The organism is Pseudoxanthomonas koreensis, from assembly GCF_010093225.1.
GTDB classification, from domain to species: Bacteria; Pseudomonadota; Gammaproteobacteria; order Xanthomonadales; family Xanthomonadaceae; genus Pseudoxanthomonas; species Pseudoxanthomonas koreensis.
This window is the reverse complement of the sequence record NZ_PDWM01000061.1, coordinates 1-11,838: the sequence shown is the minus strand read 5'-3', so window position 1 is coordinate 11,838 and position 11,838 is coordinate 1. Positions and strand designations below refer to the sequence as shown.

General features: G+C 61.2%; 16 protein-coding genes. 5 read left to right on the top strand and 11 right to left on the bottom strand.

Going from position 1 to position 11,838, the window contains the following annotated elements; translation table 11 throughout:
* Window positions 1-210 precede the first annotated feature (210 nt).
* A complete protein-coding gene (gene pilB / locus CSC64_RS13340) occupies window positions 211-1,938 on the bottom strand; it encodes a type IV-A pilus assembly ATPase PilB (protein ID WP_162435820.1) in 1,728 nt (575 codons plus the stop codon).
* A 137-nt stretch (window positions 1,939-2,075) separates the two neighbouring features.
* Here pilB and CSC64_RS13985 point away from each other — a divergent pair, with 137 nt between their 5' ends.
* Both CSC64_RS13985 and CSC64_RS13335 read left to right on the top strand, forming a co-directional pair.
* Entirely contained in the window at window positions 2,076-2,222 is a 147-nt protein-coding gene (locus tag CSC64_RS13985; RefSeq protein ID WP_238390048.1) for a hypothetical protein, read from the top strand.
* Between the two features lie 76 nt (window positions 2,223-2,298).
* Window positions 2,299-2,565: a BrnA antitoxin family protein gene (locus CSC64_RS13335; RefSeq protein WP_162435819.1), complete on the top strand. Its 267-nt coding sequence runs from the start codon at window positions 2,299-2,301 to the stop codon at window positions 2,563-2,565.
* Window positions 2,566-2,603: 38 nt separating this feature from the next.
* Here the strand turns inward: CSC64_RS13335 and CSC64_RS13330 are convergent, their stop codons facing one another.
* The gene (locus CSC64_RS13330) at window positions 2,604-2,927 is read right to left on the bottom strand and encodes an addiction module antidote protein (RefSeq protein WP_162435818.1); all 324 of its coding nucleotides are present in this window, start codon (window positions 2,925-2,927) and stop codon (window positions 2,604-2,606) included.
* A gap of 1 nt (window position 2,928) precedes the next feature.
* Window positions 2,929-3,243 carry a type II toxin-antitoxin system RelE/ParE family toxin gene (locus tag CSC64_RS13325; protein ID WP_162435817.1) on the bottom strand — a complete coding sequence of 105 codons (315 nt, stop codon included), beginning with the start codon at window positions 3,241-3,243 and terminating at the stop codon, window positions 2,929-2,931.
* A 415-nt stretch (window positions 3,244-3,658) separates the two neighbouring features.
* Here CSC64_RS13325 and CSC64_RS13320 point away from each other — a divergent pair, with 415 nt between their 5' ends.
* The 3 genes from CSC64_RS13320 (at window position 3,659) to CSC64_RS13310 (ending at window position 4,711) form a co-directional block, all read left to right on the top strand.
* Window positions 3,659-4,042 (top strand): type II toxin-antitoxin system RelE/ParE family toxin, encoded by a 384-nt coding sequence (locus CSC64_RS13320; protein WP_162435816.1) that lies wholly within the window; start codon window positions 3,659-3,661, stop codon window positions 4,040-4,042.
* Window positions 4,026-4,328: a helix-turn-helix domain-containing protein gene (locus CSC64_RS13315; protein ID WP_162435815.1), complete on the top strand. Its 303-nt coding sequence runs from the start codon at window positions 4,026-4,028 to the stop codon at window positions 4,326-4,328. Before CSC64_RS13320 ends, CSC64_RS13315 begins: the two co-directional genes overlap by 17 nt.
* A gap of 119 nt (window positions 4,329-4,447) precedes the next feature.
* On the top strand, window positions 4,448-4,711 hold the full coding sequence (locus CSC64_RS13310) for a BrnA antitoxin family protein (protein ID WP_162435814.1): 264 nt from the start codon (window positions 4,448-4,450) through the stop codon (window positions 4,709-4,711).
* Window positions 4,712-4,796: 85 nt separating this feature from the next.
* Here the strand turns inward: CSC64_RS13310 and CSC64_RS13305 are convergent, their stop codons facing one another.
* The 8 genes from CSC64_RS13305 to CSC64_RS13270 all read right to left on the bottom strand — a co-directional run bounded on the left by CSC64_RS13305 (window position 4,797) and on the right by CSC64_RS13270 (window position 11,449).
* A complete protein-coding gene (locus tag CSC64_RS13305) occupies window positions 4,797-5,006 on the bottom strand; it encodes a hypothetical protein (RefSeq protein ID WP_162435813.1) in 210 nt (69 codons plus the stop codon).
* 82 nt (window positions 5,007-5,088) lie between these two features.
* Window positions 5,089-5,583: a MarR family transcriptional regulator gene (locus CSC64_RS13300; protein WP_202922371.1), complete on the bottom strand. Its 495-nt coding sequence runs from the start codon at window positions 5,581-5,583 to the stop codon at window positions 5,089-5,091.
* Window positions 5,584-5,791: 208 nt separating this feature from the next.
* The gene (locus CSC64_RS13295; RefSeq protein ID WP_162435811.1) at window positions 5,792-6,199 is read right to left on the bottom strand and encodes a hypothetical protein; all 408 of its coding nucleotides are present in this window, start codon (window positions 6,197-6,199) and stop codon (window positions 5,792-5,794) included.
* A 108-nt stretch (window positions 6,200-6,307) separates the two neighbouring features.
* The gene (locus tag CSC64_RS13290) at window positions 6,308-7,792 is read right to left on the bottom strand and encodes a fused MFS/spermidine synthase (protein WP_162435810.1); all 1,485 of its coding nucleotides are present in this window, start codon (window positions 7,790-7,792) and stop codon (window positions 6,308-6,310) included.
* Window positions 7,789-8,397: a spermidine synthase family protein gene (locus tag CSC64_RS13285; protein ID WP_238390047.1), complete on the bottom strand. Its 609-nt coding sequence runs from the start codon at window positions 8,395-8,397 to the stop codon at window positions 7,789-7,791. The genes CSC64_RS13290 and CSC64_RS13285 overlap by 4 nt, the downstream gene beginning before the upstream one ends.
* 36 nt (window positions 8,398-8,433) lie before the next feature.
* Entirely contained in the window at window positions 8,434-10,104 is a 1,671-nt protein-coding gene (locus tag CSC64_RS13280; RefSeq protein ID WP_162435809.1) for a phosphoethanolamine transferase, read from the bottom strand.
* Window positions 10,105-10,368: 264 nt separating this feature from the next.
* Entirely contained in the window at window positions 10,369-10,794 is a 426-nt protein-coding gene (locus CSC64_RS13275) for a pilin (RefSeq protein ID WP_162435821.1), read from the bottom strand.
* A 226-nt stretch (window positions 10,795-11,020) separates the two neighbouring features.
* Entirely contained in the window at window positions 11,021-11,449 is a 429-nt protein-coding gene (locus CSC64_RS13270) for a pilin (protein ID WP_202922370.1), read from the bottom strand.
* Window positions 11,450-11,838 lie beyond the last annotated feature (389 nt).

Genomic DNA, 11,838 nt, shown 5'->3' with positions numbered 1-11,838 from the left:
TCAACGCGGCGTCTTCCAACGGGATCGGGTCGCCCCCTCCTGTAGGAGCCCACTTCAGGGGGCGACCCGATCCCGTTGGAAGACGCCGCGTTGAACGCGCACACCCGGGGACCGAGCGGCCGCGTTGACCGCAGCTTCGATCCAGCCGCCTCGGGTCGCCCCCTGAAGTGGGCTCCTACAAGGGGCGACAATGGGCTTCGGCGGCGGCGCTCAGTCCTTGGTCACGCGGTTGATCTCGGCCAGGCTGGTCACGCCGTTGCGGCACTTCATCAACGCCGACTGGCGCAGGTCGTTGACCCCGGCCTTCTGCGCGACCTCGGCGATCTGCATCGCGTTGCCGCCCTCCAGCACGATCGCCTGGATCTCCTCGTTCATCGGCATCACCTGGTAGATGCCGGTGCGGCCCTTGTAGCCCTCGGTGCACTCGTCGCAGCCCACCGCCTCGTACAGGGTAAACCCGGCCCTGATCTGCTCGGCGGTGAAACCCTCGGCCAGCAGCGCGTGCTCCGGCAATTCCTGCGGCTTCTTGCACTTCGAACACAGCCGCCGCGCCAGGCGCTGGGCGATCACCAGGGTTACCGACGAGGTGATGTTGTACGGCGCGATGCCCATGTTCATCAGGCGCGCGATGGTCTGCGGCGCGTCGTTGGTGTGCAGCGTGGACAGCACCATGTGGCCGGTCTGCGCCGCCTTGATCGCGATCTCGGCCGTCTCCAGGTCGCGGATTTCGCCGACCATGATGATGTCCGGGTCCTGGCGCAGGAACGAACGCAGCGCCGCGGCGAAGGTCATGCCGCGCTTGGTGTTCTGCTGCACCTGGTTGACGCCCGGCAAGCGGATTTCCACCGGGTCCTCGACCGTGGAGATGTTGCGCAGGTCGTCGTTGAGGATGCCCAGCGCGGTGTACAGCGACACGGTCTTGCCCGAGCCGGTGGGGCCGGTGACCAGGACCATGCCGTAGGGCTTCTGGATCGCCTCCAGGAACAGCTTCTGCTGCTCGGCCTCGTAACCCAGCTTGTCGATGCCCAGCTTGGCCGCGCTGCCGTCCAGGATACGCAGCACCACCTTCTCGCCGAACAGGGTCGGCAGGGTGCTGACGCGGAAGTCGATCTGCTTGGTCTTGGACAGGTTGAGCTTGATGCGCCCGTCCTGCGGCACGCGCTTCTCGGCGATGTCCAACTGCGCCATCACCTTCAGGCGGGCGGCAATGCGCGGGCTCAGCTTCACCGGGGCCTTGGCCACGGACTTGAGCAGGCCGTCGATGCGCAGGCGCACCCGGTAGTCGGTTTCGTAGGGCTCGAAGTGGATGTCCGAGGCGCCGCGGCGGATCGCGTCGATCAGCACCTTGTTGACGAACTTGACCACCGGGGTGTCGTCGCCCTTGGCGTCGACGCCGGAGTCGGAGGCCTCGTCCTCGCCGCCGCCGATCTCCAGGTTGTCCAACCCCTCCTCGTCGTCGCCCAGCTCGCCGCTGATCTGCCCGCTGAGGTTCTGCCACTGCTCCAGGGTCCGGCGGATCTGGTCCTCGTCGACCAGGATGGCCTCCACCACCAGGTTGGTGTGGAACTGGAGCTCGGCCAGGGCCGCGGTCTGGGTCGGATGGCTGGTGCCGACGAACAGCTTGTTGCCACGCTTGAACAGCGGCAGCACCCGGTGCTTCTGCACCAGTTCCTCGCTGACCAGCTTCAGCGCGTTGTGGGTGGGATCGAACGCATTCACGTCCAGCAGCGGCATGCCGAACTCGATCGCATTGGCCGCGGCCATCTGCGCCGGGGCAACCATCTTCTTCTCGGCGATCCACTGCGCCAGCGGCACCTTGGCCTCGGTGGCCTGGGCCATGGCGCTGCGCGCCTCCGCCTCGTCCATGGCGCCATCCTGGACCAGGCGCCGGGCAATGCCGGTGATGCCGACGAGGTTGGCGGTGACCACTGCGTTCATCAATGCACTTCCCCCGGAACCAGGCAGGAAAGATAACGCAAAGACCGTGCCACGCGCGCCCCCGGCTCGAACTACCCGGAATCCCGCTCCACGTCACCCATCGCTGCGTCAATCGCGCTGCGACTTTCCTGGATGATGTGGATTTCTCCCACTACCGCCAGCACTTGGGCGATGCCTTGGCCGCGCACGACATCGCCCTGCACGCCTACGTGCTGATGACCGAACGGATATTTCCTCCGGCCGCTTTTTGGATTGACCCCACCATTTTAGGTAGCTACATTTAATGCGGATCACGTGCGACCCGGCAAAACGGCAATGGACACAGCAGGAGCGCGGCCTGGATCAGCATGAGGCACTGCCATGAACGCGAAGCGAAAAGGCTCAGCCCCCACCTCCCACGACCCTGACTCCTTGCCCGAGATCACGGACGCCTGGATTGCCCAGGCCGACCTGCACCATGGCGACAGGCTCGTGCGCCGTGGCCGCCCCAGGCTGGCAAACGCGCGCCAGCTCCTGTCACTGCGCCTCCCCCCTCAGGTCATCGCCCGCTGGAAGGCGACAGGGCCGGGCTGGCAAACGCGCATGGCGCAGGCGCTGGAAAAGGCGGCTCCGAAGTCGGAGCAGTGACAGGGCCAAGGCCGCTCACCGCGCCTTGAAGCCTGCATTCAAGCCGATAGTTCCTCCGGCCCCTTTTCGCCTTTTCGCTGCGCCGGCCTGACCGTCAGCTCCACGCCAAGCGCCTTCATGACCGCGAGGGTCGTGCGCAGGGTCGGATTGCCGTCCTCGCTGAACGAGCGGTAGAGCTGCTCGCGGGACAACCCGGTCCGGTGGGCGATCTTCGACATGCCCCTGGCGCGGGCAACGATGCCGATCGCATGGGCGATGAAGCCCGGATCATCCGTTTCCAGCGCGCCCGCCATGAAGGTAGCGATAGCCTCGTCGGAGGCCAGGTCCGTGGCCGGATCGTAAGTACTCACCCGCACTGCCATGTCACTCGCTCCACTCGCCGGCCAGCCGCCTGGCCACTTCGATATCCCGGACCTGCGTATCTTTGTCGCCGCCGCACAGCAGGACGATGATGGTGTTGCCGCGCCTCTGGAAGTACACCCGGTAGCCGGGCCCATAATGGATACGCAGCTCGCTGATTCCGCGCCCGACCGGTTTCGCATCTCCGACGTAGCCATAGGCCAGGTGGGCCAGTCGCAGCGCGATCGCGGCACGGGCCCGCTCATCCTTGAGCCTGATCCGCCATCTGCGGAATGTTTCCGTCTGCTTCAGTTCGACGGCGGATCCACTGTAGTCCATAAACTACATCGCGACAAGCGGAGGGACGAGCCAGCCTTGCATGCGCGCTCCGTCCTGCCATTCGGCTCCCACCGCCACGGCCCGTAGGAGAACCCCCTACATCAAGTTCGTCAGTACGCATGGGAGAAATGAGGGAGAAGTGAGGCCCGGGAGAAAAGGGGCCAGAGGAAATATCCGCTTGAAAACCGGAGTACTCCGACTCCCCCGCTCCGAAGCGTCCTACGGCAACCTGCCGCCGCCATACGCATGCTCGCGGCAACCTCTTCCACACCGCGAACCTGCCGCACCGCGCCGGGCCCGGGGACGCCCGCCCCGGAAAGACGATGCGGCCAGCACGCCCTGAAGAGGGTTCAAACGGATATTTCCTCCGGCCCCTTACTCCGCTATACCCGTATCGGGTATGATTCAGGCCGCAATGAAGCACATCCTCAAGCGAAAGGATTTCGCACGGTGGCAGGGGGCCGAAAGGCTTCCCGATGCCGCCTTGTGCAAAGCAGTCAAGGAGATGGAGAGCGGTCTGATCGACGCGGACCTGGGCGGGTTCCTCTACAAGAAGCGGGTAGCACGTTCCGGCAGCGGCAAAAGTGGCGGCTACCGCACGCTGTTATCGGCCCGGATCGGCAACCGCTACGTATTCCTGCATGGATTCCCCAAGAGCGACAAGGCGAACATCACGCAGGACGAGAAAAGGGCGCTGCAATACGCTGGCAAAACATTCCTGGAACTGTCGGCGGAGGCCTTGTCGAAAGCGTTCCAGGCAGGAGTGCTGATGGAGGTGCACTGTGAGCAAGCTCATTGAATCGCTGCGTGACGACCTGGCCACGCTCCACGAAGCGGGAGCGATCGCCAAGGTGACGATGCGCGGATTCGACGCGATCTGCCCGCCCCCGGTGCGGGAGTTCAGCGCCGCCGACATCAGGCGCCTGCGTGAAAAACTGAAGTTCAGCCAGCCGGTGTTCGCACACCACCTGCACACCACCGCCTCGACCATCCGCAAGTGGGAGCAGGGCGAAACCCGGCCCACCGGCCCTGCGCTCAAACTGCTCAACGTTATCGCCGACAAAGGCCTGCAGACCATCCTCTGACGCGAGCGGAAGCACTCCGACTCCCTGCTCCGAAACGTCCTACGGCAACCTGCCGCCGCCATACGCGAGGGTGTCAGGATTTTTGTGTGCAAGACGCATCATCAGCATGAGGCACTGCCATGAACGCGAAGCGAAAAGGCTCAGCCCCCATCTCCCACGATCCTGACTCCCCGCCGGAGATCACGGACGCCTGGATTGCCCAGGCCGACCTGCATCATGGCGACAGGCTCGTGCGTCGTGGCCGCCCCAGGCTGGAAAACGCGCGCCAGCTCCTGTCACTGCGCCTCCCCCCTCAGGTCATCGCACGCTGGAAGGCGACAGGGCCGGGCTGGCAGACACGCATGGCGCAGGTGCTGGAAAAGGCGGCCCCGAAGCCGGACTAGGGACTGGAGAAGGGCCCAGGCATTCACCGCGCCGCAAAGCCAGCATTGAAACGAATATTTCCTCTGGCCTCTTTTTCGCTGTTATTCAAAGCGCAGAGATCTGCTTCAGTACGCCCATCAAATCCGGCAGCCGGGCTTGACTCGCAGCATCCCCCGGCAGGTGTCCCGATAGTGCATCGATGAAAGCCGGAGTTTTCAACAACTCGCCGAATCGCTCGGCCAGGTAGGCCCGTAGTTCCGGTGTGTTTGCCCTGCATTCTTCCAGCAAGGTGGCACGGCCATCGACGACTGCCAACAAATCCTCAAGGTCATGACTGGAAAGGAAGTCACCTTTGCGTTGACCAGTTCGAGCAGATGGATGCTCGGGTCGTTGGGATTCATGCGGCCAGTTTCTTTTCCAGCAGCTCGGAGGCCAACGCACGCTCACGTGCGCTGCCTGCACGCACGCCGTCGAACAGGGCCAGCAATTCGTACAGTTCCGGGTTGCGCGTTGCAGCTTGCGGCACGCTTGGATACAAGGGGTGGAGCGCGATGCCGCGTGCCGTGCCATCCTTGCTCGGCCACACGGGAACTGGATCATTGCCTGCCAAGATCAGCTCCTTCAGTGGCGGCGCGGCATAGCCAGTGGGGACGCCACGCGAAAGGCTGCCGTGCGTTGCAGGGAAGGCGTAGCGGGCACCATGCAGCAGGAACGAACGCAGCGCAGCCAGAATGACGACGGGCTTGCCGTTTTCCTTGCGTGCCAGTTGCGCGGCGACGGCTCGCTCAACGGCGGCGTGAATCTCCGAAGCCGTCATCCCCAGTTCCGCTGCCAGTGCGGCATAACCGGGCACCTCGTCTTTCGCCAAGGACAGGCGCAGCAGAACAACCACGTCCTGTGGACGTAGCGTAAGTTGCGGGTTGGAAGGTGGACGGGCCATGACGGGATGTTTATTCGCTATTTGCGAATAGCGAATCTACCTCTGTCCGAACACGCTTGCAACTGGCGGAATGGCCGATGCAGGTGACTGGGCAGGGGTGGCTCCCAGGGACGATTGGAGGTATGGCGGAGACACTGGAAAAAGCAGCCCCAAAGCCGGACTAGAGAAAGGGCCCACCTCCACCCCGTACCTGCTGCAGCCCCACATCCACCACCCCCTGCACGTAGAGGAGCATGCAATCCAGCAACTGCGTGCCGTCGAACCAGGAAAGGAATCCGGCCGCAGGCTGCCCGCTCAACTCCCGATCGACGCGGTAGCCGCGCCATGCCGCCGGCACGATCGCATGCCGCTCGAAGTGCCAGCGGCCGTTGTGGCTGAACGCGTTGCGCAGGTGGTGCGCCACCGCGAACCATCCACGCCGCTTCAAGTCGTTCCATTCGCCGACTTCCCGGGCGTATTCCCTTGTCGCATCCACGCCGTCGCTGATCATCTTCTCGAACACCAGCCCGAGCATGGCGCTGGCGTACTCCGGATGGACGGCCTGGTTGAAGCTCACGCTGCGCGCCATGCGGCTCCGCCCTCCCAGGTGCTTGACCACCTGGCGGGAGGCGACGACCTTCCCCTCTGTAGGGCGCCCCAGAAAATACACCCCCCGAAGTGGGGCAGGTCACCAGACTTACCTTTCTGAATTTCTGTACTCAGTGACCATATTGAAGTCGGTAACCACCTCCCCAGGACGCCCTACCTCCTTTTCAAACATATCCACTGACATCAGTGGATGCCCCGCCACGCGCCGGGCGACCTCGCGATCGTTCGCCGAATTCCTGTCCAGATCGGCTACAGGGTCAATTCTCACATCGAAAAGGCGTGCTTCATTCCCGACCAGGGCTGGCCGGAAATCAACATCGGACATCAGCACGGCGTTCCCGTAAACATAGGCATGGCGAAAAACCGAGGCTGCCGTCTTCACCACATCGACTGATCTGGTCGCATTCAACAACACGACGCCGCCCGGATTGAGATGATGTTTCAACTCTTCCATGAATTCACGCGACAAAAGATTCGTGGCGCCTGCCCGCCAGTGGAAGGTACTGTTGATCGCGACCACATCGTAGTGCTGCTGTGGATTCTGGCGCAGCCAACGCCGCCCATCGTCGATGACGAGCCTTATCCTCCCGTCATCCAGAACGGACCGCACCACGTCGTATGTGTCGATCATCTGGCGGTAGCCGGGATTGATCTCTACTGCGTCAACCCTCGAGACCGTCGGATACGCAGACACTATCCGCGTCCAGCTACCCCCACTGACCCCAATCACCAACGCGCTTTTCGGCTCCGGATGCGACAGCATCAATGCGTGCACACGATCGATGTGGTTCTGATTCGTCCTGACATCGACATTGATCACGCCGTCATAGACGTTTCCACCAAAGACGGTATCCGCATGCCCATCCCCGACAGAATGTATTACCCCCTCCTTGTTCTCCAGCCAGAAATGGACCGAAGAGTCGCCCGGAACTACGGCCACTGCGCGCAATGGGTCCGGCAACCGCCCCACGAATATCACCATGATGCATGGAAGCAGAACGATCCACTGCAGTTTCGCACGCCACCCCACCACGACGGCGGCGGCACCTGAAAGCGCCGCGAGTAGCAAGAAGTGATCTCGCGAATTCAAGTGATCCAGCGTCACCAGAGCCACAAGCGCCGGCCCCAGGCTGGCTCCGATCAGGTTAAACGCGTAGACAGTCGAAAACGAAACACCCTTGAACGCCGTCTGGTCGTTGCTTCCCAGATGATGGACGATCGGAAATACAGCACCCTTGAGCGCCGCCCCACCGATCACCCACGGCAGTGCACTCAGAATGCCCCCAAATTCCGGAGCGGTGGACGAGAACGCGATGATGGAAATCGGATCGAAGATCGAGGCTGCAAACAACAGCCAGAAAAGAGCGACCAAGATGCCCTGTGCAGGACGGAAACACAGCCGGCGCCCCATGAAAGCACCCATTGCGATACCCAGCAGGTACACACTCAATATGATGGCGAATATTTCAGCCCGCCCCGACTCCGCGAAGGTCACGATCCTCACCCACAGGATTTCGCCAACCAGGCTCGTGAAACCGACAATCAGTGCCACCCAGCGCGCAAGCCATTTCATGTATCGCCCCGCATGATCATGAGCCCCCCCCCCACCGCGACCATCAGATTCGCAGCCACGGCCACCAGCACCACCTGTGGAATGGTAAGAAAATGGAACAGGTAAAGCCCCGCGACCAAGGCACCCACGGCTCCACCAACGGTATTGATGAAGTACAGGGTTCCAGTCGAATCGCCGATGTTCCTGATCTTTCGGTCAAGTCCGATCACCAGCACCGGCAAGGTCATCCCCATCAGAATCGTCGGGAGAGCCAGTACCGAAAACGCGGCCAATGCCGTTTCCACCGTGCCTGCTGCCCCCCATCCAGCACCGGCCGCGATCAACTTCACGCTGGCCGCACCATACGTGGCGATCAACAACTCGACCACAACGAACAGAAGTAACACGTTCCATACCCGATCCGCGAGCTGCCCACCTATGACGGCTCCGATCCCGAGACCAATCATGAACGCCACGACCACCAATGCCACGGAAAGTGTGTCCACACCAAGCAGAGCATTCAACTGCTTCTGCCAGCACACCTGATATACCAGCGCCGCAAAACCAGAAAGAAAAAAAAGACCCGAAACCTTAATCCGAAATCCCCTTTCAACGCTCTTTTCCACTCTCACCCCCAGGACGGTCGTCCCGTCGCTCAATCGCTAGCTGCGGCAGACTCCACCCTCAGCCCCTTCGATACCTGCCACTTCATCTGGATGGCGCAGAACGGGCCCCGCGAGACTGTTGTTCGGCCTTCCCCCAGGAACGTGCAGGCCACCCAGATCCGACAAGGTCTCGAACATCATGCTGGTGGATATCAATGCGTCAGCGCGCTGGCGCATGGCGGTCACTTTCGCGGCGTGTGAGGCGATGTACGCCGGTGATGCCCAGAATACTGCAGCGACGTTCTGGGTGGCGCTCGACGCCATGCCATGGCCGCTGAACTTCCGGCAATCATCGAAGATCGCTTCGCCATGATCGGATGAATACATCATCCAGCTTTCCGCATCCTGATCGACGGCCAGTATCCCGATGATTTCGTCCAAGACGGAATCCTGGAACAGGACCGTATTGTCATAGGCATTCAGCAAATATGGCTTGTCATCTTCACTGAACAACCGCGCGGAACGACCGACCGGCCGATCCGGCAGGAATTTGCCGAACCCCTCCGGATAGCGATCCACATACTGAAAGTGACTCCCCAGGAGGTGGATCACAATGAACTGATCGCGCCCCTTGCCATCGCGCAGTGCCGCGCTCAATGCCAATACAGCTGCATCGTCGTATCTGCCGGAATTCCGGTAATCCACTGGATTCAGGAATACCTTCCTGTCCGCTTCGGCGGCAAGCAGGGATACGGGTGATTCATAGTAACCGATAGGCGCCTGGAGCGAGATCCATGTCGTATCGAAACCCGCCTCCTTGAATGCGGTGACGATGGAGGCCTCACTGAAGATCGCCATATCGTCGCCGGGGGGCTTCCTGCTGAGCAGTACAGGAACGGACAATCGTGTAAACGTCGACATGGTATACATCCGATGAAACGAAACCACGCCCTCCCTGGCGGCCAGCTTGGGCGTCGTATCGCGCCAATACCCATTCAGGCCGAGATGGTCGCCACGCGTGGTTTCACCAACGACGTACACATACACACGCCGCTTGGATTGTGCGGGCAAAGGCGACACCCCAAATCTGTAGTCCTTCGATGCCTTGATAGCCCGATCCAACTCCCGTCGTGCGTTCGCGAAATCGGATAACACCCAAAGCACGCCCACAGGAAACGAGCCGCGCAGCGCCTGCCGCGAACCTTGCGGATCAGAACTGAATATCGGATTGGAGTCTTGGGCCTCCGCCCCAGTCTCGAACCAATCCAGATAGACCAGGCCAAGCAACCCCATGCTGGCAAGAATCAGCAGGCGAATGGCGGCCGATCGAAGCTGCCCCTGCGCGACAGGTGGCCGCCAAGCCATCGCACATAGGAGGGCAACTACCAGAACTGCGCACACTGGCCAACCTAAGGACAACGACCAAAGCAGGTCGCGTGCCTCCGCGATATTGGTTTCGATCACGAGGCTCAAGGCATTCCCGTCCAACGGCCAGCCGAATTCCCGGATGAACCATATTTCAAGCAGCGCCAGCAAGGACAAGGATGCCGCCAGCACTAAGGAAATGCGTGGACACAAGAGAAAAAGGAAGGCCTGAACGAGCAGCCCCAGGACACTCGCACCCGCCAACACAAGCAACTCCGAAGGCGGAAGCCCCCGATGATTGACTACAAGAAGTTGAATGAGCGGAATGGCCTGAATAAGCAGGAGACCCGCAAAGCTCGCCATGTTCCTACCGCGCATCCCCCTCCCCTTCGGTCAATACACTCCGTGGAGCATGTCGGACGGAATGCTGCTCAGGGAAGACTGACTCGACATTCAATCACCTTGTTCAAGCTGCCTGCATTTTGCTTGATGTCACTGCACGCTTACATACACAGCGAGGCTGGCCGTGCGCATGGTGCTTGCTGATGCCAGAGACCTCCCAAAGCAGCTTGCGCCAAAGATAATCTCAGGAGTAACTAGCATCCAACAACGATTGTCGCCGACAGATCATGGCGCAGCGGCGGCACGGCACTCGGCTGGGACATGTTTGTCTGCTCCCACTGTACGTTGGCAACCCCATCTGACGGGTTCCGCGGTCGCATAGCTGGGAACCAAGGTCAAAGTGACGGATCCAGCTCTTGGAGTGGTAGCCACAGTCAATACACCCGAACCGGTGCAACTAAAGCTTGCCACGTTGCCAGTAGTGGTGGTCATGGATTCGACTCCATTACAGGCATTCGCTGTTAAGGCATTCTCGTTATTAACGTTTTCGGTGACCGTAGCCTTGGCACCACTGGCCAAGATGATAGCCTCGGAAACCCTCGCCCTGATGGTGTAGTCCTGATATGCAGGCAACGCAATAGCTGAAAGAATGGCAATGGTTGCCACGACTATCATTAGCTCTATTAATGTGAATCCGTGACTTGCTCTCATAAAGCCCCCTGCAAGCTTATGTGACGCGATCATCAAGATCCGCAGTAATCGGTACTTGAGTGACGGAACTCAGGGTACCTATACGTTCCCAACGCCAGAAGTAGCACAGTCAGAAAGCTATCCGCCCTCCAGACATGGAGGCTGACAAAGGCCATACAGCACTCCATGTAAAGAAGGGCCGCATCGTTGCGGCCCTTCTCTTTCCACCAGTACCACTAAAACTCAGTTACGGACTAGCGGCGACGCGGCACTCGGCCGGCAGATGCTTCTGCGCACCAGCCGTCGAGGTGCAACGCCACGTGGTGCCGGCAGCGCCCGTACCCAGGCTCGGCGTGTAAACGAGCGTAACCGAACCCGCCCTCGCCGTAGTTCCAACCGTAATCACGCCATTGCCGGTGCAAGTGAAGGTCGCGACGTTGGTGGTGGCCGGAGCGGTTTGGTCGACGCCATTGCAGGCCTGAGCATTGACCGCATTCTCGTTGGCAATGTTCTCAGCGACGGTAGCCTTAGCACCGGACGCAAGCACGGCCGCCTCAGACACGCGAGCGCGGATGGTGTAGTCCTGATACGCCGGCAGCGCGATGGCCGCCAGGATGGCGATGATCGCAACGACGATCATCAGTTCGATAAGGGTAAAGCCCTGCTGGTTCTTCATCATGTTTCCCCTAGAGCGGTTGGTGGTGAGGACACTTGCCTGTTCAGGACCCGTGTCCTTGCCGGAACGCGGGTAGTGCGTGGCAGAGGCCACGTGCGGGGAATGGACGCAGGGAGCGTGCCAAGTTCCCGTCCCCGACGGGCGGATGCATCCTACCAGTCATGGTCGGGGAATGACCGTTCAGGCGGCACGTTTGCTGTGTGATCGGGGGCACAGGGGCGGGATTGACGATTTTTGTCATAAAGTGACGCTTGGTGTCAGGCGATGGCTTGACACCCGGAATCCGGTCGGGGCTGCTGGTGGAAGCCCTCCCCCTATCCAGGGGGCGCTGCACACGCCGGGGAGGCCAGGGTGGCGCGAGGTCGCCCATGAATGGGGCTCCTACAAGG